Origin of the sequence: Acidovorax sp. (assembly GCF_022763525.1) — a bacterium.
Classification (GTDB): Bacteria; Pseudomonadota; Gammaproteobacteria; order Burkholderiales; family Burkholderiaceae_C; genus Acidovorax.
In genome coordinates, this window is record NZ_JALEGG010000144.1 from 1 (window position 1) to 23,274 (window position 23,274).

The following is a 23,274-nucleotide window of genomic DNA, read 5'->3' on the forward strand; positions in this document are numbered from 1 at the left end:
CATGCAAGCCGAAGCGGCTATGCACCAGCCGGGCCAGCACGCCGATCTCTGCGCCCCCAAACACTTCGCGCGCGAATTCCGGCGCACAGTCGGCCCGCGTGAGCCAGCCGAGGTCCCCGCCCTGCCGGCCGCTCGGGCAGTTGGACCACTGTGCGGCGGCCTGGGCAAACTGGCCGCCACCGTCGTCGGCACAGCGCAGCTCGATCAGCAAGGCCTCTGCCCGCAGGCGCAACTGCTTGACATCCACGCCCGGGGTCACAGCGAAGAGCACATGGCGAAGGTGCGCGCGCTCGCCCTGGGCGTGCGTGGCCGGGTGGGCATCGTGGTAGCGGCGGCAGGCCTCTTCCGACGGCTCCGGAATGGCCAGTTCACGATCCAGCAGTTGCTCAATGGCATTCGACGCCTCGGCACTGATGGCCCCCTGTATGCCCGGCCTGTCGGCAGCCGAGAGCAACCCGGCCCGCTGCGCCGCTTGGCGCAGCAGTTCGGTGCAGGCGCGCTGGCGCAGGGCTTCCTCATCCAGCCATTCACCCGGGCCATTCAACGGCACGCCATTGACGGAGGCGACGACGGCCGTCGCGGCCGGCACGGCATCGATGTCGGGCGACGCTGGCGCCTGCGCGGGCGCATCGGCCAGGGACGCCACCAGCGCGTCATAGGCGGTCGCCTGCGCTGGCGTCAGCGTGCTTGCGGGCACGCCCGCATGGTTGCTTTCTGTGGAGCTGCACCCGCAGCCCCCGGTTCCGCATCCGCTCATGGTTGCTCCTTGGGTAGTGGACTTCAGGCGCGGCGGTCTTGCGACTGCATGTGGCCTGCGGGCAGGTTCATGCGGCGTGCGCGCACCACCTGGTAGGGGCGCAGCACATAGGCCAGCGTGCCAAAGCCGCTCCACACATGCACCAGGCGGGTGAAAGGGAAGACCAGGAAGATCGTCATGCCCAGAAACATGTGGGCCTTGAAGATCCAACCCGCTTCGGCCAGCAGCTCGACACCGCCGCTGCGGAAGGTCACCACGCGCTGGCCCCACTCGGCCAGCTTCATCATCATGGAGCCATCCAGATGCTGCGCCGACAGCGGAATGGTGGCCAGGCCCAGGGCCAGCTGCAGCCACAGCAGTACCAAAATCAGGATGTCGCTGGTCTTGGAGGTGGCGCGGATGCGCGGGTCCGACAGGCGGCGATGCAGCAGGATGGACAGGCCGATGAACGCGAGGGTACCGGCGATGCCGCCCGACACCATGGCCATGAGCTGCTTGGCGCCTGCGCCCATGAAATGCTCGTACAGCGCATGGGGCGTGAGCATGCCGACCGTGTGGCCGAAAAACAGGAACAGTACGCCGATGTGGAACAGGTTGCTGCCCCAGCGCAGGCTGCCGGTGCGCAGCAATTGCGACGAATCGCTCTTCCAGGTGTACTGGTCGCGGTCAAACCGCGCCCAACTGCCGATGAAGAACACGGCCAGGCAGATGTAGGGGTAGATGCCAAACAGCAGGGTATCGATCCAGGGGGTGGTCATGCTGAGACTCCTTGGGGAGCCCGCTCGGTGCGGGCGTTGCGAACAAAGTGCAGGGGTTGCCCGTCGCGCAGGTTGCCGGGCTTGGACTGGCCTTGCGTGCTGCAGCCGCCAAAGGCCTCGGGCTCGGCCCAGACCTCGTCCATGGCAGGCTCGGGTGTGAGGGCGACGGACTGCACGCGCTGGCCCGACACTTCGAGCACCGCGGCAACCACGCTGGCGTAGGGGCTGCTGCGGGCCACCAGCGCACTGAACAAGGCGTTCAGGATGTGCGCCATCTCGCCCAGGAATTCCCGCGCCACCTCGGGTGGCTGGGTGGAGGCGAACTCCAGCACCACGGGCAGGTGGTCGGGCAGCTCGTCGGCCTCAAATTGCAGGCCCGCTTTTTCGTAGGTCTGCATCAGGTCGATGAGGGCTGGCCCCCGCTCGCGCGAGTCGCCGTGCACGTGCTCGAACAGGTGCAGCGAGGTCTGGCGGCCGCGGTCGAAGTTGTCCACGTAGCGGGCTTCGGCTTCCAGCGGGTCCAGCGCGGCAAGGTGCTGGCACACGGCCTTCAGCTCATCCATGCGCTCGGCCGTGAGGGCCTGCTCGGCCTGCAGCGCGTCGATGAGCTGCGGCATCACGCTGCGCAACTGCGCATCGGGGTAGCTCAGCAGGTAGCCCAGGGCGCGCAGGGTCAGGCGCACGGAGGTCGGGTTCTTCTTGAACATGGTGATTTCCTTCCCTGCGGTCAGACCGTGGCCTTGATCGGGATCGTGCGGGGCTTCTTGCCACCAAACATGCTGACTTCCGTCGCTCCGTCCGAGCAGCCGTTGCCAAACGAGAAGCCGCAGCCGCCACGGATGTCGAACGCGTTCTCGGCGTATTCGCGGTGGGCCGACGGGATCACGAAGCGGTCTTCGTAATTGGCGATCGCCATCACCTGGTACATCTCCTCCACCTCGGCCATCGACAGGCCTGCCTGCTTGAGCACCGCCAGGTTCTGGCGCTGCTCCACATGCTTGTCGCGCTGGTAGGTGCGCATGGCTAGCATGCGCTCCAGTGCGCGCACCACGGGGCCGGTGTCACCGGCGGTGAGCAGGTTGGCCAGGTACTGCACAGGAATTCGCAGTTGCGACACATCGGGGATCTCGCCATTCACGCCCACATGGCCTGCGTTGGCTGCGGCCGTGATGGGCGAGAGCGGTGGCACATACCACACCATGGGCAGCGTGCGGTATTCAGGGTGCAGTGGCAGGGCTACCTTCCATTGCACGGCCATCTTGTAGACAGGGCTGTTGCGAGCGGCGTCCATCCAGCTGTCGGGGATGCCGTCCATGCGGGCCTGCTTGATGACCTCGGGGTCGTTCGGGTCCAGGAAGATGTCGAGCTGCGCCTGGTACAGGTCGCGGTCGCGCTCCACGCTGGCGGCTTCCTGGATGCGGTCAGCGTCATACAGCAGCACGCCGAGATACCGGATGCGGCCCACGCAGGTTTCCGAGCACACGGTCGGCTGGCCGGCTTCGATGCGGGGATAGCAGAAGATGCACTTCTCGGCCTTGCCCGACTGCCAGTTGTAGTAGATCTTCTTGTAGGGGCAGCCGCTCACGCACATGCGCCAGCCGCGGCACTTGTCCTGGTCGATGAGCACGATCCCGTCTTCCTCGCGCTTGTAGATCGAACCGCTGGGGCACGATGCCACGCAGGCCGGGTTCAGGCAGTGCTCGCACAGGCGGGGCAGGTACATCATGAAGGTGTTTTCGAACTGGCCGTAGATGTCCTTTTGCACATCGTCGAAGTTCTTGTCCTTGCTGCGCTTGCTGAACTCGCCGCCCAGGATTTCTTCCCAGTTCGGGCCCCACTCGATCTTCTCCATGCGCTGGCCGGTGATCAGGCTGCGGGGGCGGGCCGTTGGTGCAGCCTTGCTCTCGGGCGCCGACTGCAGGTGGTCGTAGTCGAACGTGAAGGGTTCGTAGTAGTCGTCGATCTGCGGCAGGTTCGGGTTGGCGAAGATGCGCATGAGCAGCTTCCACTTGCCGCCCTGGCGGGGCGCGATGGAGCCGTCGGGGCTGCGCACCCAGCCGCCATTCCACTTGTCCTGGTTTTCCCATTCCTTGGGATAGCCGATGCCAGGCTTGCTTTCCACGTTGTTGAACCAGGCGTATTCCATGCCGGGGCGGCTGGTCCAGACGTTCTTGCAGGTGACGGAACAGGTGTGGCAACCAATGCACTTGTCCAGGTTCAGCACCATGCCGATTTGTGCGCGAATTTTCATCGTGTTTCTCCTATCGACGTGTCAACACGTCTTGTCGAGGGGTGCGCTAAGCGCCTTCCGTTCGCGGGGCTTGAGAGGCACCCGAATCTGTGCGCGGGACAGCGAGCAAGGGCCGCCCCGCAGTGAGGCTGTCGTCCCCCTCCCGCGAAGCGAGAGAGGGGGAAGGCGCGAAGCGACTCAGGGGGTGTTTGCGAGTTCATCATCGAGCCAGTCCACGCGGTTCATCTTGCGCACCAGCACAAACTCGTCGCGGTTGGTGCCGATGGTTCCGTAGTAGTTGAAGCCGTAGCTGTACTGTGCGTAACCACCGATCATGTGGGTGGGCTTGAGCACAATGCGCGTGACCGAGTTGTGGATACCGCCGCGGGTGCCCGTGGTCTCGGCGCCGGGGGTGTTGATGATCTTCTCTTGCGAGTGGTACATCATCACCATGCCGGGGTTCACACGCTGGCTCACCACCGCCCGGGCCGCGATGGCGCCGTTGGCGTTGAAGAGTTCGACCCAGTCGTTGTCCACGATGCCCGCGGCCTTCGCGTCGTCTTCACTCAGCCACACCACCGATCCGCCCCGGTTCAGCGTGAGCATCATCAGGTTGTCGCTGTACGTGCTGTGGATGCCCCACTTCTGGTGCGGCGTGATGAAGTTCAGCTGGATTTCCTTGTTGCCGTTGGGCTTCTTGCCCTCGACCTCATGCAGCGTCTTCAGGTGCACCGGCGGGCGGTAGCTCACGAAGCCTTCGCCGAAGTCACGCATCCAGGGGTGGTCCTGGTAGAACTGCTGGCGGCCCGTGAGGGTGCGCCATGGGATCAGCTCGTGCACGTTTGTATAGCCGGCGTTGTAGCTGACCTTTTCGCTTTCCAGCCCCGACCAGGTGGGCGAGCTGATGATCTTGCGCGGCTGCGCCTGGATGTCGCGGAAGCGGATCTTCTCGTCCTCGCGGTGCAGCGCCAGGTGCACGTGGTCGCGGCCGGTCTGCTTGCCCAGGGCTTCCCAAGCTTTGCACGCCACGTGGCCGTTGGTTTCAGGGGCCAGCATCATCACCACTTCGGTGGCGTCGATGTCGCTCGCGATGCGGGGCATGCCTTGCGTCACGCCCTCTTCCTTCACGCGGCCATTCAAGTCGCCCAGCTGGCCGACTTCAGTCTGCGTGTTCCAGCCGATGCCTTTGCCGCCGTTGCCGGCCTTTTCCATCAACGGGCCCAGGGCGGTGAAGCGCTTGTACAGGTTGGGGTAGTCGCGCTCAACCACCGTGATCTGCGGCGCGGTCTTGCCGGGGATGAGTTCGCACTCGCCCCTCTTCCAGTCGCGCACGCCATAGGGCTGGGCCATTTCACCGGCCGTGTCGTGCATGATGGGTGTTAGCACCACGTCTTTTTCGACGCCCAGGTGGCCCACGCTGACCTCGCTCACGGCCTTAGCGAAGCCCTTGTAGATCTCCCAGTCGCTCTTGGCTTGCCACGCAGGGTCCACCGCCGTGGACAGCGGGTGGATGAAGGGGTGCATGTCGCTGGTGTTGAGATCGTTCTTCTCATACCAGGTGGCGGTGGGCAGCACGATGTCGGAGTAGAGGCAGGTGGTGCTCATGCGGAAGTCCAGCGTGACCAGCAGGTCCAGCTTGCCTTCGGGTGCCTTGGCGTGCCACTGCACTTCCTCGGGCTTGGCCTCATCGTGGCCCAGATCCTTGCCCTGCACGCCGTGCGTGGTGCCCAGCAGGTGCTTGAGGAAGTACTCATGCCCCTTGCCCGAAGAGCCCAGGATGTTGGAGCGCCACACGAACATGTTGCGCGGCCAGTTGTCGGGGTGGTCCGGGTCCTCGCAGCTCATTTGCAGGCTGCCGTTCTTGAGCGACTGCACCACGTAGTCCTTGGCGTCCATACCCTTCGCAGCGGCGTCCTTGGCCACCTGCAGCGGGCTGGTCTTGAGCTGGGGCGCGGAGGGCAGCCAGCCCATGCGCTCGGCGCGCACGTTGTAGTCGATCTGGGCGCCATGGTAGGCGCGCGCATCGGCCAGGGGCGAGAGGATTTCCTCCATGCCCAGCTTCTCGTAGCGCCACTGATCGGTGTGGGCGTAGAAGAAGCTCGTGCTGTTCATCTGGCGGGGTGGGCGGATCCAGTCCAGCGCAAAGGCCAGGGCCGTCCAGCCGGTCTGCGGGCGCAGCTTTTCCTGGCCCACGTAGTGCGCCCAGCCGCCGCCGCTTTGGCCAATGCAGCCGCACAGCATCAGCATGTTGATGATGCCGCGGTAGTTCATGTCACTGTGGTACCAGTGGTTCATGGCCGCGCCGATGATGACCATGGACTTGCCATGGGTCTTGTCCGCGTTGTCGGCGAACTGGCGGGCCACGGTGATGATCTGGTCGCGCGGCACGCCGGTGATCTTCTCCTGCCACGCGGGGGTGTACGGGCGGTCCGCGTCGTAGCCGCCGCCGGGCTCTTCACCGGGCAGGCCGCGGTCGATGCCGTAGTTGCCGGCCAGCAGGTCGAACACGGTGGCCACCGCCACCCGGCCTTCGATGCCGTCACCGTGCAGGTCCAGGTGGGTCACGGGCACGCGGCGCACCATCACGTCACCACCCTGATCGTTGGCGGTGAAGTTGGGCGCATGCACGCCACCAAAGTACGGGAAGGCCACATCCGCCACGTCGTACGGCTGAGCGCCGTCTTCCATCACCGACAGCTTGAGCTTCACGGTGTTGCCGGTGCGGGCTTCCTTGTTCTCCAGGTTCCACAGACCCTGATCGGAGCGGCCATCGGTGCCCCAGCGGAAGCCAATGGAGCCGTTGGGCAGCGTGACCTGGCCCAGCTCGTCGTAGCCCACGGTCTTCCAGTCGGGGTTGTTGGACTGGTCGAGCTGGCCGGGGAAGTCGCTGGCGCGCACATAGCGGTCGGGCACCATGGCCTTGCGGCCATCGGGCAGCGTCTTTTCCTTGAGCACCACCAGCAGCGGCAGATCGGTGTAGCGGCGCGCGTAGTCGTCGAAGTAGCTACTCCGCCCCTTGCCGCCGTCCTTGAAGTAGAACTCCTTCAGGATCACATGGCCCATGGCCATCGCGGCGGCTGCGTCGGTGCCCTGCTTGGGGTGCATCCACAGGTCGGCCAGCTTGGCGACCTCGGAATAGTCAGGCGTGACAGCCACCACCTTGGTGCCCTTGTAGCGCACCTCGGTCAGGAAGTGCGCATCGGGCGTGCGCGTCTGGGGCACGTTGGAACCCCAGGCAATGATGTAGGAGCTGTTGTACCAATCGGCCGATTCGGGCACATCGGTCTGCTCGCCCCAGGTTTGCGGGCTGCTGGGGGGCAGGTCGCAGTACCAGTCGTAGAAGCTCATGCACACGCCGCCGATCAGGCTCAGGTAGCGCGAGCCAGCAGCGTACGAAATCATCGACATGGCCGGGATGGGCGAGAAGCCGATGATGCGGTCGGGCCCGTGCTTCTTGATGGTGTACACGTTGGCCGCCGCGATCATCTGGTTCACTTCGTCCCAGGTGCTGCGCACAAAGCCGCCCAGGCCACGCTGCTTTTGCCATTCGCTGCGCGAGGCATCGTTCTCGACGATGCTGGCCCAGGCATCGACTGGGCTCTTGGCCAGCGCGATGGCGGCGCGCCAGTGCTTGAGCAGGCGACCGCGCACCATGGGGTACTTCACGCGGTTGGCGCTGTACAGGTACCAGCTGTAGCTGGCGCCGCGCGCGCAGCCACGGGGCTCATGGTTGGGCAGATCAGGGCGGGTGCGGGGGTAGTCGGTCTGCTGGGTTTCCCAGGTCACGATGCCGCCCTTGACGTAGATCTTCCAGCTGCAGCTGCCCGTGCAATTCACGCCGTGGGTGCTGCGCACGATCTTGTCGTGCGCCCAGCGGTCGCGGTAGGCGTCTTCCCAGGTGCGGTCTTCACCGTTGGTCTGGCCGTGGCCCTGGGCAAAGGTTTCGCGCGGTTGCGAGAAATAGGTGAGTCGATCGAGGAAATGGCTCATCGGAGGCTCCTTGTTCTTTTCGGGTCAGGGGGTGATCAGCAGGGCATGGCGGCGTTCTTGCGCGCGTAGTGCCACCAGGTGATCACGATGCAAAGGATGTAGAACGCGAAGAACGTCCACAGCGCCGCGTGCGGGCTGCCGGTCAGCGCGATCGAGCTGCCATAGCTCTTGGGGATGAAGAACCCGCCATAGGCGGCCATGGCGGCGGTGAAACCCAGCGTGGCGGCACCCAGGGTGTTGCCTTCCTTGTTGGCGCTGGCCACGGCGGCGGCGTTGTGCTTGTCCACGCCGCGCATGGCTTCGGTCAGGAAGATCACAGGGATCATGCGGAAGGTGGAGCCGTTGCCGATGCCGGTGGTCATGAACAACACCAGGAAGCACACGAAGAAGCCGGAGAACTGGCCTTCGTTGCCACCTGATGGCAGGAACACCGTGACACCCATCACGGCCACGGCCATGACGATGAAGTTCCACAGCGTGACGCGGGCACCGCCGAGCTTGTCGGCCAACCAGCCGCCAAAGGGCCGGATCACCGCACCCACCAGCGGGCCGAGCCAGGCATAGGCCAGCGGGTTGATGCCGGGGAACTGGCTCTTGATGAGCAGCGGAAAACCTGCCGCATACCCGATGAACGAGCCGAAGGTGCCCAGGTACAGCACGCACATCAGCCAGTTGTGCTTGCGCTTGAAAATAGCGGCCTGGGCGGCAAACGAGGCCTTGGCGTCAGCAATGTCGTTCATGCCGAACCAGGCGGCCAGGGCGGTGATGGCGATCCAGGGCACCCAGATGAAGGCGGCGTTCTGCGTCCACACCTGCACGGTCTGGCCGTTCTTCACAATGGTCTGGGCATCGCCGCCAAAGACACCGAAGATGCCCGCGGTGACGACCAGCGGGCTCAGAAACTGCACCACCGACACGCCCAGGTTGCCCAGGCCCGCATTCACGCCCAGTGCCGAGCCCTTGCGCTCCTTGGGGAAGAAGAAGCTGATGTTGGCCATGCTGGAGCTGAAGTTGCCTCCGCCCAGGCCGCACAGCAGGGCCAGGATGAGCATGGTGGGGTAGGCCGTGGTGTTGTCCTGCACTGCAAAGCCAATGCCGATGGCGGGGATCAGCAGGCTCGCGGTGGAGATCGCCGTCCAGCGGCGCCCGCCCACGAGCGGCACCATGAACGAGTAGAAGATGCGCAGCGTCGCGCCGCTGAGCGCAGGCGCTGCGGCCAGCCAGAACAGCTGGTTGGTGGAGTACTTGAAGCCCAGACCCGGCAGGCTCACGGCGACCACGCTCCAGACCTGCCAGATGGCAAAGGCCAGGAACAGCGCGGGCACCGAGATCCACAGGTTGAGCTTGGCGACGGCTTCGCCTTCGCGCTCCCAGAAAGTCTTGTCCTCCGGCGTCCAGAGGGTGAGCAGGCGCCCCTGGCGCCCGCTGGTGGTGGTGGCAGACATGGTGAGGTCCTTGGAGAAAAATCAGCGGGCACCGGCAGCCAATGGCGCGGCGGCTTCCTGCGAACCCATGACGGGCGTGCGGCGCACTTCGGTGAAGTACATCCAGATGAGCGAGACCCACACCACGCCGTACATCAGCATGAAGGCGCTGGAGCGCACGCCGGTGAGGTCCATGAGGGCGCCGAACATGATGGGGAGCACGAACCCGCCCATGCCGCCGGCCAGGCCCACGATGCCGCTGATGGTCCCGATGTTCTGGGGGTAGTCGTCGCTGATGTACTTGAATACGCTGGCCTTGCCGAAGGCCCAGCAGATGCCCAGCAGGAACATGAGGCCCGTGAACAGGTACACGTTCAGGCCGATGTGAAAGGTCTTGGGGCCGTTGACGGTGACGATGGTGAAGTCGGTCTGCGGGTAGCTCAGCAGGAACAGGCAGATCCAGCTCACCCACATCACCCACCAGGTCACGCTGTGCGCGCCGTACTTGTCGGACAGCATGCCGCCGATGGCGCGCAGCACGCCGCCGGGCAGCGAGAAGCAGGCCGCGAGCAGTGCCGCCACGCGGATGTCCAGGCCATATTCGCCCACGTAGTACTGCACCATCCACAGCGACAGCGCCACATAGCCGCCGAACACGATGCTGTAGTACTGGCAGTACTTGAGCACCTTGGGGTCCTTCAGCGCCTTCAGCTGGTCGGTGAACTTGACGTTGCTGGGCACCAGGTGGGCCGGATCGCTGTAGCTGAACAGCCAGAACAGCACCAGCGTTCCGAGCATGATGGCGGCATACACCTGGGGCACCATGGTCCAGCCGAAGGCTACGAGGATCACCGGCGCCACGAACTTGTTGACGGCGGCGCCGGAGTTGCCCGCGCCGTACACGCCCATGGCCGTGCCCTGGCGGTGCTTGGGGAACCAGCGCGCCACGTAGGGCGTGCCCACCGAGAACGAGCCGCCCGCCAGGCCCACGAACAGGCCGATGGTGAGGAAGTGCCAGTACTCGGTGGCGTAGCCCATGAGCCAGATGGCGGGCACGGTGGTGGCCATGACAGCGGCCATCACGATGCGGCCGCCGAACTTGTCGGTCCAGATACCCAGCGGCACGCGTACCAGCGAGCCCGTGAGCACGGGCATGGACATGAGCAGCCCGAACTGTGTGGAGTTCAGGTTGAGCATCTTCTTGATGGGGATGCCGATGACCCCAAACATCATCCACACCATGAAGCAGACGGTGAAGGCGAAGGTGCTCACGATCAGCACCGACCAGGCCTGGCGCGTGCGCTGCGGGCTGTCGCCCGGGGGCAGGGTTGCGTTTGCCATTGCGCGATTCCTCTGTTTTTGCATGAGAGGAATGTTCGCGTGGCGGAGGCGTTCTGCACATCCTTCGCTCGAACAGGCGGCGGACGGCAGAAGGACTACGGCCGCACGCAGCGCATCGTCCGAACGAACTATGGCCCGGATCCGCTAGGCCGTCGCCCGACTGCCCGTTTCCGGCGCACGATGGGCATCCGGCACCGGCCTCGCCTGCTCCTCCACGGTGCCGGCCGCGCCGCACCGGCGCCTGTGCGCTTGAACAGGAGGGCCCCAAAGCCTGGGAAAACCCAGCGGGAAGACCCCGCTCACAGCGCGGCGGAGCTCGCCGCTGTCCGTTGCCACACTCGCGGCCAGCCCAACGTGACCATCAGGCAAGTCAGCGCCAGCAGTCCCCAGTCGCCCAGCGTCGGCACCGATGCAGAGGCAATGCTTCTGGTCCATCCGTTATTCGCGTGAGCGAAGACGTAACTGGTGGAGGCGTCCTCGGCCATCAATGAACAAACGTCAGGGCCGGAAAGATTCTGGCAGTACGCATTCGACCAGCTGGCAAGGTTGATCGACATGGCATTCAACCGGCCATTCACCCCATGGTCCGCTGTTTGCCAGCGGTTCACCGCGATGTTTTCACCAATGATGTTTCCTGTGGCATCCGTGCTGACTGTTGCGTACAGCAGGTGACTCTCAGGGTCCGCGCTGCTGAAGTGGGTAATCCCATCGCTGAACGAATACGACTGAATGAGATTGGTGATAAATGCATTGCCCAGGTTCGGCGCCAGGGGCGCAGCCGTGGTGAAACTACCTGCCTGCTTCATCGCTACCGTGAAATTGGCGCAGGTGGGCGTGGCGCAGGGCGCGGTGAAGGGCGTTGGATTTCCGTAAGTGGTGCCAGCAAACGTGTATGTAGCAGCCAATGTGCCCGTGTGCACAAAAGCACAAAGCAGCACGAGGATCAGGTGGATTGTTTTCATGGGTTGGAACTCTTGCAGGGGTCGTCAAGATTGCGTTGGCAATGCCAGGCGCTGCAGGCATTGGTTGGCCTTTGAACGCTTGCGGCCCAGTCTATGAATTCCTCCTGATCGCCGCCCCACCCCACGGGGTGGGTCAGAGAGACAGGCCGATGTGCTACGTTGTGCCTGCCTCGCAGCGTTCCGGCCTCCCGGCCACAAGCCATCCACCTCATGCCCCTTCACCGCATTCAGATGCGTGCCATTGCACGCCTGCAGCAGATGGCTTGCCTCGATTTCAACGGGCCACAAGTCATCGAACACGTGTTGCATGAACTCCACCAACTGATCGGGTTCGATACGTGCGGATACTTCTATCCCGGCAGCGACGGCCGTCTGGATGCCTACGTGGAGCCATCACCAGCACGCGATTTAATGCCCACGTACTTCGACAGCGCGGTGCAGCAAAGCGAGCGCAAGGTCGTGCGTCGCAGCGCGCACGACTTCAGCGAGGCCGTGCGCTGCGAGCATGGACCGCAGGTACTGGAACAGCTCATCGCAGTGCCTGTCTCCGAATTGCTGCGCAGCGACTTCTACAACCTGGCCTTGCGGCCAGCAGAGCTGTTTGATTGCCTGAGCCTGGTTCTGCGTACGCCGCAGGGCCAAGGCGTGGGCACGCTGAAGCTGTACCGGGGCAGGACGTCCCCACGCTTTGGCGCGGCCGACGTGACGGTGTTCCGGCGCCTGGAGCCGTGGCTGGCGCGAATACTGCAGCCCGGCGAGCTCGACGCACGGGACAGTCTGGTGAACGACAGCGCGATGATCCTCGTCACGCCGCAGGGGAGAATGCTGTGGACTTCGCAGCAGTCCGATGTGCTGATGGCACAAGCTTTCGGACCGCGCTGGTACCACCGCTCGCAGGTGCCTGCGCAATTGGACATGTTGCTTCAGCAATTGCGGTGCGCGACCCATAGCGGCAATGCCCGGGGGCGTGTTGCGCCAGGGCCGCCGCAACTGGATCTGCACAACGCCAGCGGATGGTTTTCGTTGCGCGCCACCCAGATGGCGGCGGCAGCGGGAGACGGCCAGGCTGTGTGTATCCAGATCACCCACAGGGTGTCGCGCGTGGCGCGGCTGCTGCCCAATCTCCGCAGCCTGGGGCTGCCCCCGCGCCAGCACGAACTCGCTTACTGGCTCGCGCGCGGGCTGTCCGAGGCGGAGATCGCAGGACGCATGGGCATCAGCGCCAACACCGCGACCTACCACCGGCGCCAGATCTACACACGGCTGGGCATCCAGAACCGGCTGGAGCTACAGGACTTCCTCTTGGCGCAGCGTTGACCGCCCCATATCCAAAGGCCATCACGGCCGGCCGGTGCGCAGTGCGGGACGGCCACTCGCCACCCGCGCGCACTCACCGCGGTGTGCTGCCTACTCGACGCGCTGGCGGTCCGACGCGTACACCGCCGCCTGCACGCGCGAGGTCAGGCCCAGCTTGCGCAGGATGTGCTGCACGTGGATCTTTACCGTGGTTTCCGCGATGTCGAGCGTGCGCGCGATTTCCTTGTTGCTCATGCCGCGCGCGATTTCGCGCAGCACGTCTTCCTCGCGCGGGGACAGGGGCGAGAGGTCTTCCGCCACAGGCGCCGCACCCGCCGGAGCTTCCTCGGGTGCCTGGGGCTTGGCGGGCTCCACAGGGACGCCCTGCGACTGGAACGCAGCCACGAGCTTGCCCATCAGCTCGGGGCTGACCACGGGCTCGCCACGGGCCGCGCGGCGGATGGCCTGGGCCAGCAATTCGCCATCGATGGTCTTGAGCAGGTAGCCCTGTGCACCGTTGCGCAGGGCTGCGGCCAAGTCTTGCCCATCCTCGCTCACGGTGAGCATGAGCACGCGCGAATCGGGCGACACCTCGCGCAGGCCCCGGATCGCATCGACCCCCATGACGCCGGGCAGGTGGTTGTCGAGCAGGATGACCTGCGGGCGCAACTGGGGCGCCAGGCGCAGCGCCTGCGCGGCATCGCCCGCTTCGCCCACCACCTGCAGGCCATCGTCCATCGACAACAAGGCGATCAGGCCGCGGCGAAACAGCGTGTGGTCATCCACCACCAGCAAGGTGATGGCGGAAGCCGGGGATAAAGCGTCGTTCATGGCGTGGCCCATTCTTGAAGCGGTGCGGGGGCCGGCGAAGAGGGGGCCGCAGCTGTCTCCGCGCCACCCGGCGCTGCGGCCACGGCTGTCGAGGGCAGTTCGATGCTCACGCGCGTACCTCGGCCCGAGACGGACTCCACCTGCACCACGGCGCCAATGCGCTGCGCGCGTTCGCGCATGATGCCCAGGCCCACGTGGGTCGAATCGGGCGGCGCCGAACCAACGTCGAAGCCGCAGCCATCGTCCAGCACTTCGAAGCGCCAGCGCGGGTGCCGGTGCACCAGCAGATCCACGCGGGTAGCCTCGGCGTGCTTGCGTACGTTGGAGAGCGCCTCCTGCACCATGTGCAGTACCTGGATCTGCACATCGGACGCCAGCGGCAAACCGTGGCCGACCATCCCGAGGGTGGTGGGTATACCGGTCTGGTGCTCGAACTTGGAGAGCGTGGCGCGCAGGGCAGATTCGATGTCCTCCTCGCTGGTGCGCGTGCGGAAGTGCACCAGCAGCTCGCGCACGTCGGCGTAGCATTCGCGCACGCCTACATCCAGCTCGCCGATGCTGCGGTCGCGCTTGGCCTCGTCGCCCCGCGCCACCGCGTCGCGCAGCAGCTGGGTCTGGATCTTGAGGAAGGCCAGCGACTGTGCGATGGAATCGTGCAGCTCGCGCGCCAGCAGGCCGCGCTCCTCGGCCACGGCGGCTTCGCGTTCCAGCGCGGTGGCACGCAGGCCCTCCATGGCGCTGGCCAGATGGCGTGTCATGGCTTCGAGCAGCTCGCGCAATTCGTCCGTGAACTCGACCGGCGAGCGGAAGAAGAGATCCACCTCGCCCAGCAGCTTTTGCTGCATCTCCACCGGGATGGTCACCATGGTCTCGAACCCGGCCTCCTGGCAATGCGGCAGCGCGACGCTGGCCGCGCTGGCGATGGGGATCACGCGCATGCGCGCGTTCGTCTGCGACTGGCCGCAAAGGCACGCGCCGGTAGGCAGGCAATGCTCGCTCTCGGCCATGCTGCGGGGCAGGCCGTCGTCCGCCAGCAGCACGTAGCGTTCGTTCGCCTCGTTGGACCAGCGCACTGCTGCGGCATCGGCGCCAGCCACGCGGCGGATCTGCTGCACGAAACCCTGCGCCAGTTCCTCCAGGCTGTCCGCGGTGGAAGCCAGCGCGCTCACCTCGTACAGCGCGGCCAGTCGCTGGTTCTTGACGGCAATGCTGGCCGTCTTCTTGCGGACCTTGTCCTCCAGCTCGTCATGCGATGCCTGCAAGGCGTGCGCCATGAGGTTGAAGCCCGCGGACAGCTGGCCGAATTCGTCGTCGGTCTCGACGGCCAGCCGCGTGCCGAGCTCGCCCTGGCGCAGCCGGGCCTGCGCGGCCTGCAGGCGCGCCACCGGGTTGATCACCAGCAGATAGCTCACCGCCATGAAGGTGACGGCGGCCACGATGGCCAGCGCCATCATGAACAGCTGGAACAGGTGCAGTGCGGCGGTCCAGCCGGCAATCTGGATTTCAATGGCTTCCACGAACCCGTCGACCTGCCGCACGAAGGCGTCGGCCCGCGCCAGGGTCTGGGCACGGTCGGCGGCGCTGCCGCTGCCGCTGACGAAGCCGGTGCGCGCCTCGGTCCACTGCTGGCGGATGGCGTCGAACCGTTCACGGGTCTCGTCGCTCCACGGAACAAACAGCGGGCGCGACGGGTCGCCCGTGCGCAAGAGCTCCAGGCTGGCGTCAAACTGGCGGGCGCGCTCCAGCACGGCCTCGGGCGATTCGGTATGCAGCACCAGCACCATGCGCAGCATGTTCATGCGCAGGCGTCCGGCCTCATTCACGGCAGCGGCCCCACCCTCGAGCTTCCAGGTGACCCACAGGGTCAGGCCGATGGACGCCAGCGCCACCATGAGGAAGCCAGCCCCCACAGCAAGGAGTTTGGCGGTCAGGGTGGGTTTGGTGCGCATCGGCGCAGTGTAGGGAGGCAGGTGCCACAGACACTTGACCTGCGTCAAGTCGCGCCCGGGTAGCATGCAATGATGCAAAACCCTCTTCTTCCCCCATCAAGGCGCTCCAAGCGGCCCTGGCTGGCGTCATGGGCCTGCATGGCTGGGGGGGCTCTTCTGGTCGCCGGCTGTGCGGGCGCGCCGGGCACTCCCCCGCCACCCCCGGCAGCCCCGTGGCCGGACCGCCTGCAATCCCTGCTGCCAGCCGACGTGCTGCTGATGGGCGAACAGCACGACGCACCCGACCACCAGCGCCTGCAGCGCGAGGCCGTGCAGTGGCTGGCGGCACGGGGACAACTCGCGGCCGTGGTGATGGAAATGGCCGAGCGCGGGCGCAGCACTGCCGGCCTGCCGCGCGACGCCACGCCCGACCAGGCCCGCGCTGCGCTGCAGTGGAATGAGGCTGCCTGGCCCTGGGAGGCCTACGGCCCCTCGGTCATGGCGGCCGTCGCCGCCGGGGTGCCGGTACTGGGCGGCAACCTGCCGCGCAGCGACCTGCGTGCCGCCATGGCGGATGCAGCATGGGACCGGCACCTGTCCCCAGCCGCGCTGCAGCGCCAGCACGAGGCGCTGCGCGAGGGCCACTGCGGATTGCTGCCACCGGCGCAGATCCCCCCCATGGCGCGCATGCAGATTGCCCGCGACGCCAGCCTGGCTCGCGTCGCCCAGCAGGCCCTGCGCCCCGGGCAGACGGTGCTGCTGCTGGCGGGCGGCGGCCACGTGCTGCGCACCCTGGGCGTGCCCACGCACTGGTCCGCAGACATCCGATCAAAAGTGGCCCTGGCGCAAGCAGGACAAGTGCCAGCAGCTATCAAAATGGAAGATACCGATGCGGTGATCGAAACCCCGGCCATCGAATTCAAGGACCACTGCGCCGCGCTGCGCCAGCAATGGGGCCAGGGGAAGGCAGGCGGGTCGCTGTAGCGGTGCAGCGGACTGCCGCGTCCGCCCCCATCACCGCGCGCCGCTGCGCTCCCGCAGCAGCGCGGCGAACGCATCCGCAGTGACCGGCCGGCTGCACAGATAACCCTGATAGGCATCGCAGCCACGCTCCTGCAGAAAGGCCAGCTGGCCTGCGGTTTCCACCCCTTCGGCCAGGACCGACAAGCCCATGCTGTGGCCCATGGCGATGATGGCCGCGCTGATGGCCATGTCGTCTTCGCTCTGAGGAATGTCGCTGATGAAACCTTGGTCGATCTTGAGCACGTCGATCGGGAAGCGCTTGAGCTGCGCGAGCGAAGAGTAGCCGGTGCCGAAGTCGTCCACAGCGATGCGCAAGCCCAGGGCGCGCAGCCGCATCAGCACCTGGCGCGCCTCTTCAGTGCGTTCGGCCAGCGCCGTTTCGGTAATTTCCAGCTCCAGCAACTCAGGCGGGAAGCCCGACTCGGCCAGCGCACCGGACGCGCAACCGGCCAGGTCCGTCAGGTGGAACTGGCGCGGCGAAACGTTGACGGCCAGCGTGAGGTCGGGCAACCCTTCCAGCCGCCACTGCTGGCCCTGGCGGCACACCTCGTTCAGCACCCATTCGCCCAGCGGACCGATCACGCCCGAGGTTTCGGCCACGGGGATGAACCGCGCAGGCGAGATCAGCCCCTCCTCCGGGTCGATCCAGCGCACGAGTGCCTCAGCCCCCACGATGCGGCCCGTGGCGATCTGCACCTGCGGCTGGTAGTACATCTGCAGGTGGCCCTGCGCCAGGGCGTTGCGCAGCCTGGACTCCAGCGCCAGCCGCTCACGCGCGGCCTGGGTCATGGCTTCGTGGAAGAAACACCATGCGCCCCGGCCCCGCGCCTTGGCCCCATACACGGCGGCGTGCGCGCCCTGCAGCAGCAGCTCGGGGGTGTTGGCGTGTTCGGGGTACATGCAGATCCCCACGCTCACGCCTGCCACCACCTCGAAACCGTCGGGCGAGCGCCAGGGCTCGGCCACCGCCGTGATGAGGTGGCGTGCCACGGCAGCGGCGCCGTCGGAATGGCGCAGGTGGCGCGCCACCACGGCCAGCTCGTCGCCCGCCAGCCGGCCCAGAACGTCGCCCGGCCGCAGCGCCGACTGCACGCGCCGCGCAATGTGCTTGAGCACCTCGTCCCCGGTGGCGTGGCCGTAGCTGTCGTTCACGTCCTTGAACCGGTCGAGGTTGAGCAGCAGCACGGCCACGTGCTCGCCGCTGACGCGCGCCTCCTGCACCACCAGCTCCAGCTGGTGGCCGAACCACGCGCGGTTGGACAACCCCGTGAGCGCGTCGTTGTGCGCCAGGAACTCCAGCCGCTGCTGCTGCACTTTCTCTTCGGAAATGTCGGTGAACATGCACACGTAGTGCGTGACCTGGCCTGCCGGGTCCCGCACGGCCGACAGCGACATGTGCTCCGGAAACACCTCGCCGTTCTTGCGGCGGTTCCAGATCTCGCCCTGCCAGTGCCCTGTCTGGCGAAGCGTACTCCACATGGCTTCGTAGAACGCCTTGTCGTGCCGGCCAGACTTGAAGACGCGCGGCGTCTGGCCCAGCAGTTCTTCCTCGGTGTAGCCCAGCAGGCGCGTGACGGCCGCGTTGGCCGACAGGATGCGGCTGTGCGCATCGGTCACCACCACGCCTTCCATGGTGTTGTCCACCACCGTGGCGGCCAGCCGCTGGCGGGCTTCGCTGTTCTTGAGTGCGGCGCGCGCGGCCTTGATCTCGTCCAGGTCCTGCACCACGCACACCAGGTGGGCGGCTTCGCCGTCGGATTCGGGCACCAGCGTCACGGTGCACAGCACGGGCACCTTGTGGCCGTCGCTGCGCCGAACGCATTCGCGCTCCTCCGCGTAGTGGTCGATCTCGCCAGCCAGCAGGTGCGACAGCCGCACCGCCGCGAGGTCGCGGTCCGCCGCGAGCATCACCTCGCGGAAATTCATGGCGCACACCTGCGCCAGCGGAGCGCCTAGCAGGTCGCACAGGCGTTCGTTGGCCCAAAGGATGCTGCCGTCCGGCGCCACGCGGGCAAAGCCGGCGGGCGCGTAGCGCACGATCTGGGCGAGCTCCTTGGCCATGGTCAGCCGCACTTTCTCGGTGCGTCGCAAGTCCCGCAGCAGGCACCAGGCCACTGCGCTGGTCAGCAGCACATACGCCCAGCCTTTCCAGGTCTGCATCTGCGTGAGCACCACCGGATCGCTCACCCACCGGGCCAGGAGCCAGTCGCCCAGGTACACCCAGGCCACCCCCAGCACCAGGTACAGCAGCATTCCCCTCCACGGGGCCATGCGCGAGGCGTCGCCCGGATTGGTCATCGATCTCCTTGTTTCACTCGCAAGCATCCATGCTGCGACAATGTTGCAGCTATGAACAACGCCTACATCCTTACCCTGTCCTGCCCTGACCGCCTGGGGCTGGTGCACGCCGTCTCGGGCTTTTTGCTCGAACACGGCGGCAACATCGAAGAAGCCGCGCAGTACAACGACCACGACACCGGCCTGTTCTTCATGCGGGTGCAGTTTGCCTGCGACCAGCACGACCACGCAACCCTCAAGGCCCGCCTGGCCACCTTTGCCGAACCCTACAACATGCACTGGAGCCTGCACGCCACGGCGGCGCCGATGAAGACGGTGCTCATGGTCAGCAAGGAAGGGCATTGCCTGAACGACCTGCTGTTCCGCTGGAAAAGCGGGCTGCTGCCCATCGACATCCGCGCGATCATCAGCAACCACCGCGACTTCTACCAGCTGGCAGCCAGCTATAACGTGCCGTTCCACCACATCCCGGTGACTGCGGCCACCAAGCCGCAGGCCGAAGCAAAACAGTTCGAGATTATCGAGGCCGAAGGGGCCGAGTTGGTGGTGCTGGCCCGCTACATGCAGGTGCTTTCTCTTGACCTGTGTCAAAAGTTGGCCGGACGGGCGATCAACATCCACCACAGCTTCCTGCCCAGCTTCAAGGGCGCCAAGCCCTACTACCAGGCCCACGACCGCGGCGTGAAGCTCATCGGCGCCACCGCCCACTACGTGACGGCCGACCTGGACGAAGGCCCGATCATCGAGCAGGACGTGGCCCGCGCAGACCACACCGACACGGTGGAAGACCTTACGGCCCGGGGCCGCGACACCGAAAGCCAGGTCCTGGCCCGCGCGGTGAAGTGGCACAGCGAGCACCGGGTGATCCTGAACGGTCACAAGACCGTGATCTTCCGCTAGACCGTTACCGCCATGGCCGCGGCAGTCCCCACCTCCTTTCTCACTGCTGCGGTGCGGCGCATCCCGCCCATCCAATGCCTGCTGACCTTCGAGGCGCTGGCGCGCCTGCGCAGCGTGACGCAGACCGCCGAGGAGCTGTGCGTGACGCCCAGCGCGGTAAGCCACCGCGTCAAGCAGCTGGAGCAGATCCTGGGCGTGCGGCTGTTTGGCCGGGCAGACTTTTCGCTGACCACCGAGGGCAGCGCCTACCTGGCCCATGTGCGTGAGGGGCTGGGCGCGCTGCAGCGCTTTCCGGGCCAGGCGGCCGCACCCGGACGCCGGCGGCTCAAGCTGGCGGTGACGCCCACGTTTGCGCGCACCATCCTGATCCCGCGCCTGCGCCAGTTCACCGAGGCGTATCCCGAGATCGATCTGGCGCTACAGGTGTCGATCCCGCTCCTGGATGTGGTGGCCGAGGACGCCGACCTGATGGTCCGCTTCGGGCCCGGACACTATGCCGACGTGGAGCATGTAGAGCTGGCCCGCGACGTGGTCACGCCCCTGGCCTCGCCCGCCTTCGTGCGCGAGCACGGTCCGTTCGATCGGCCCGAAGACCTGGAAGGCGTGACCCTGCTGCGCAGCCCGCTCGAGCCCTGGCGCACCTGGTTCGCTGTCGCCGGGCTCGACTGGGAAGAGCCCCGCGAGGGATCGCAGTTCAACGACATCGGCCTGATGTGCGACGCCGCGGCGGCGGGCATGGGCGTGGCCCTGGTGCGCCTCAAGCTCGGCGCGCCCTGGCTGGAGAACGGCACGCTGGTGCGCCTTTTCGCGCAGGACGCGCCCAGCCCGCACGCGCACTACCTGTGCTGGCGCACCGGCACCATGGACCGATGGGAGTGCGCGGCGTTTGCCGAATGGCTGCGAAAGACGATGGTGTGAACAGCGGCGACGATCCGAACGCCGGTGCGCATTGCCCCGGCACCGCCACCCCCGTCCGCTTCGCCGCCATGCACCTGCACATCCGCCCTGCCCTGCCCGCCGACGCCGCAGCCATCGCGCGCATCCACGTGGCCGCCTGGCAGGCGGCGTATACCGGCATCATCGATGCGGGGTACCTCGCCGCGCTGTCCGTGGGGCAACGCGAGACCTATTGGTCGCAGGCGATCGCGCAGGGCACACCAGAAGTGTTGGTCGCGCAGGGCGCCGACACCGGCATTGGCGGTGCGGTGACCGGCTGGATCGCCCTGGGCCACTGCCGCGACCGCGGAGCCCCCGCCACGCGGGGCGAAGTCTGGGCCGTTTATGTGGACCCGGCGCGCTGGTCCCGCGGCGTGGGGCACGCCCTGTGGCAACACGCCCAAAAGCGCCTGCTGGCGCACGGCAAGACCGAAGCCAGCCTGTGGGTGCTGGCGGCCAACGAACACGCCATCCGCTTCTACACACGCCAAGGCTTTGCGCCCGAGCCTGCTGGCGAAAAGACCATCACCCTGGCAGGCGCAGCCCTGCGCGAGTTGCGCTACACCACCCCGCTGGGGCCGAGCGGCCCTGATGGCTGCGCGTAGCGCAAAGGCCGGGCATACATCGCTAAAGCGCAGCCTGCCCGGAGGGCCCGCACCGCCACGCCTCGTGCCTGGATTTCAAGCCCGCTCTGCAAAATTCTCACGCCCCGGTAGGCCGCCATCCCCTACAGTGGCGATCATGAATACTGCCACTTCTTCCGCCCCAGCCCCGTCTCCCGCCGAGCGCGCCGCGCGCCAGGCCGAGGTCGTGCAGGCCCTGGGCCGCGTGGTGCCCGCGCACGCGCTGCTCTGGAACGCCGAAGACACCACGCCGTATGAGTGCGACGGCCTCACCGCCTACCGCCAGCGCCCGCTGGTGGTGTGCCTGCCCGAAACGACCGAGCAGGTGCAGGCCGTGCTTCGCACCTGCCATCAGCTGAACGTGCCCGTGGTGGCACGCGGCGCAGGCACGGGCCTCTCGGGCGGCGCCATGCCGCACGCCATGGGCGTGACGCTGTCGCTGGCCAAGTTCAACCGCATTCTGGACCTGGACCCGGTGGCCCGCACCGCGCGCGTGCAGTGCGGCGTGCGCAACCTGGCCATCAGCGAGGCCGCCGCGCCCTACCAGCTGTACTACGCGCCCGACCCCAGCAGCCAGATCGCCTGCACCATCGGCGGCAACGTGGCCGAGAACTCGGGCGGCGTGCACTGCCTGAAGTACGGCCTCACGGTGCACAACGTGCTCAAGGTGAAAGGCTTCACCGTGGAGGGCGAACCGGTGGAATTCGGCAGCGAGGCGCTGGATACCCCCGGCTACGACCTGCTGGCCGCCGTGATCGGCAGCGAGGGCATGCTGGCCGTGGTGACGGAAGTGACCGTGCGCCTGATCCCCAAGCCGCAGCTGGCGCGCTGCATCATGGCCAGCTTTGATGACGTGCGCAAAGCTGGCGACGCCGTGGCCGCCGTGATCGCAGCCGGCATCATCCCCGCGGGCCTCGAGATGATGGACAAGCCCATGACCGCGGCCGTAGAAGACTTCGTGAAGGCCGGCTACGACCTGAGTGCCGAGGCCATCCTGCTGTGCGAGAGCGACGGCACGCCCGAAGAAGTGGAGGAAGAGATCGGCCGCATGAGCGAGGTGCTGCGCGCAGCGGGCGCCACCGCCATCAGCGTGAGCCAGGACGAGGCCGAGCGCCTGCGCTTCTGGAGCGGCCGCAAGAACGCCTTCCCCGCCAGCGGCCGCATCAGCCCCGACTACATGTGCATGGATTCGACTATCCCGCGCAAGCGCCTGGCCGACATCCTGCTCGCCATCCAGGAGATGGAAAAGAAATACCAGCTGCGCTGCGCCAACGTGTTCCACGCGGGCGACGGCAACCTGCACCCGCTGATCCTGTTCGATGCGAACGATGCGGACCAGCTGCACCGCTGCGAATTGTTTGGCGCGGACATCCTGGAGACCAGCGTGGCCATGGGCGGCACGGTGACGGGCGAGCATGGCGTGGGGGTGGAGAAACTGGGCAGCATGTGCGTGCAGTTCACGGCCGAGGAGATTGGGCAGATGCACGGGCTCAAAAGCGCGTTCGACCCTGCGGGGTTGCTCAATCCGGGGAAGGCGGTGCCGACGCTGAATCGGTGTGCGGAGTACGGGAAGATGCTGGTGCGGGGGGGGAAGATTAGTCATCCGGAGTTGCCGCGGTTTTGATGGTTTTTGAGCGCTATCGCTTGTTGGACAAGCGCTGGCAGCTATTGATTTCGCAGTACAGAACTGTTCCGACCGTTCGAACTGAGCCTGTCGAAGCCGCGGCACGAACGCTCGCTCGCCCATCTGCACAGCATGCCTTCGTTGAGGGCGGGAGCCGGGATGTCGCCCCGGCGGGCGAGTCCCTTTCTTTCGCGTCGCCGAAAGAAAGGAACCAAAGAAAGGGCGACCCTACAGGCTGCGTCCCTCCGCTCTGCTCCGGGCAACCTGCGGTGCTCGCGATCGGGGTGCGCTGCGGAACTCGCTTTGCGCTGCGCGCGCCGCTCGGACAACCGCAGCGAGTCAGTTCACGAAGC

At 66.4% G+C, this 23,274-nt stretch carries 17 protein-coding genes; 6 read left to right on the forward strand and 11 right to left on the reverse strand.

What is annotated here, in order from left to right; genetic code table 11:
- From MRY84_RS11015 to MRY84_RS11050, 8 genes are all read right to left on the reverse strand, one after another.
- Positions 1 to 757, reverse strand: a 757-nt coding sequence (locus MRY84_RS11015) for a peptidylprolyl isomerase (protein ID WP_291505775.1), incomplete at its 3' end; no start/stop codon positions are given.
- 23 nt (positions 758 to 780) lie between these two features.
- Complete coding sequence (narI, locus tag MRY84_RS11020) at positions 781 to 1,515, reverse strand: respiratory nitrate reductase subunit gamma (RefSeq protein ID WP_291505776.1); 735 nt, start codon at positions 1,513 to 1,515, stop codon at positions 781 to 783.
- Positions 1,512 to 2,222 carry a nitrate reductase molybdenum cofactor assembly chaperone gene (gene narJ, locus MRY84_RS11025; RefSeq protein WP_291505777.1) on the reverse strand — a complete coding sequence of 237 codons (711 nt, stop codon included), beginning with the start codon at positions 2,220 to 2,222 and terminating at the stop codon, positions 1,512 to 1,514. The genes narI and narJ overlap by 4 nt, the downstream gene beginning before the upstream one ends.
- Before the next feature lie 20 nt (positions 2,223 to 2,242).
- Entirely contained in the window at positions 2,243 to 3,766 is a 1,524-nt protein-coding gene (gene narH, locus MRY84_RS11030; protein ID WP_291505778.1) for a nitrate reductase subunit beta, read from the reverse strand.
- A gap of 177 nt (positions 3,767 to 3,943) precedes the next feature.
- The gene (locus tag MRY84_RS11035; RefSeq protein ID WP_291505779.1) at positions 3,944 to 7,735 is read right to left on the reverse strand and encodes a nitrate reductase subunit alpha; all 3,792 of its coding nucleotides are present in this window, start codon (positions 7,733 to 7,735) and stop codon (positions 3,944 to 3,946) included.
- Between the two features lie 35 nt (positions 7,736 to 7,770).
- Positions 7,771 to 9,180, reverse strand: coding sequence for a NarK family nitrate/nitrite MFS transporter (locus MRY84_RS11040; protein WP_291505780.1), 1,410 nt, complete (start codon positions 9,178 to 9,180; stop codon positions 7,771 to 7,773).
- Positions 9,181 to 9,201: 21 nt separating this feature from the next.
- A complete protein-coding gene (locus tag MRY84_RS11045) occupies positions 9,202 to 10,500 on the reverse strand; it encodes a nitrate/nitrite transporter (RefSeq protein WP_291505781.1) in 1,299 nt (432 codons plus the stop codon).
- A gap of 299 nt (positions 10,501 to 10,799) precedes the next feature.
- Positions 10,800 to 11,462, reverse strand: coding sequence for an IPTL-CTERM sorting domain-containing protein (locus tag MRY84_RS11050; protein WP_291505782.1), 663 nt, complete (start codon positions 11,460 to 11,462; stop codon positions 10,800 to 10,802).
- Between the two features lie 210 nt (positions 11,463 to 11,672).
- Between MRY84_RS11050 and MRY84_RS11055 the strand changes: the two genes are divergently transcribed.
- Entirely contained in the window at positions 11,673 to 12,779 is a 1,107-nt protein-coding gene (locus MRY84_RS11055; protein ID WP_291505783.1) for a helix-turn-helix transcriptional regulator, read from the forward strand.
- 90 nt (positions 12,780 to 12,869) lie between these two features.
- Here MRY84_RS11055 and MRY84_RS11060 read toward each other — a convergent pair whose 3' ends face one another.
- A complete protein-coding gene (locus tag MRY84_RS11060; protein WP_291505784.1) occupies positions 12,870 to 13,589 on the reverse strand; it encodes a response regulator in 720 nt (239 codons plus the stop codon).
- On the reverse strand, positions 13,586 to 15,538 hold the full coding sequence (locus MRY84_RS11065; RefSeq protein WP_291505785.1) for a type IV pili methyl-accepting chemotaxis transducer N-terminal domain-containing protein: 1,953 nt from the start codon (positions 15,536 to 15,538) through the stop codon (positions 13,586 to 13,588). Before MRY84_RS11065 ends, MRY84_RS11060 begins: the two co-directional genes overlap by 4 nt.
- A 72-nt stretch (positions 15,539 to 15,610) precedes the next feature.
- Here MRY84_RS11065 and MRY84_RS11070 point away from each other — a divergent pair, with 72 nt between their 5' ends.
- Complete coding sequence (locus MRY84_RS11070) at positions 15,611 to 16,501, forward strand: ChaN family lipoprotein (RefSeq protein WP_291505786.1); 891 nt, start codon at positions 15,611 to 15,613, stop codon at positions 16,499 to 16,501.
- 30 nt (positions 16,502 to 16,531) lie between these two features.
- On the opposite strand, the gene MRY84_RS11075 is transcribed toward MRY84_RS11070, so the two are convergent.
- Positions 16,532 to 18,838, reverse strand: coding sequence for a bifunctional diguanylate cyclase/phosphodiesterase (locus tag MRY84_RS11075; protein ID WP_291505787.1), 2,307 nt, complete (start codon positions 18,836 to 18,838; stop codon positions 16,532 to 16,534).
- Positions 18,839 to 18,889: 51 nt separating this feature from the next.
- On the opposite strand from MRY84_RS11075, the gene purU reads away from it, so the two are divergent.
- From purU to MRY84_RS11095, 4 genes are all read left to right on the forward strand, one after another.
- Entirely contained in the window at positions 18,890 to 19,738 is an 849-nt protein-coding gene (purU, locus tag MRY84_RS11080) for a formyltetrahydrofolate deformylase (protein ID WP_291505788.1), read from the forward strand.
- Between the two features lie 12 nt (positions 19,739 to 19,750).
- Positions 19,751 to 20,656 carry a LysR substrate-binding domain-containing protein gene (locus MRY84_RS11085; protein WP_291505789.1) on the forward strand — a complete coding sequence of 302 codons (906 nt, stop codon included), beginning with the start codon at positions 19,751 to 19,753 and terminating at the stop codon, positions 20,654 to 20,656.
- Positions 20,632 to 21,279, forward strand: coding sequence for a GNAT family N-acetyltransferase (locus tag MRY84_RS11090; RefSeq protein ID WP_291505790.1), 648 nt, complete (start codon positions 20,632 to 20,634; stop codon positions 21,277 to 21,279). The genes MRY84_RS11085 and MRY84_RS11090 overlap by 25 nt, the downstream gene beginning before the upstream one ends.
- A gap of 136 nt (positions 21,280 to 21,415) precedes the next feature.
- Positions 21,416 to 22,921, forward strand: a complete 1,506-nt coding sequence (locus tag MRY84_RS11095; protein WP_291505791.1) for an FAD-linked oxidase C-terminal domain-containing protein — start codon at positions 21,416 to 21,418, stop codon at positions 22,919 to 22,921.
- Positions 22,922 to 23,274 lie beyond the last annotated feature (353 nt).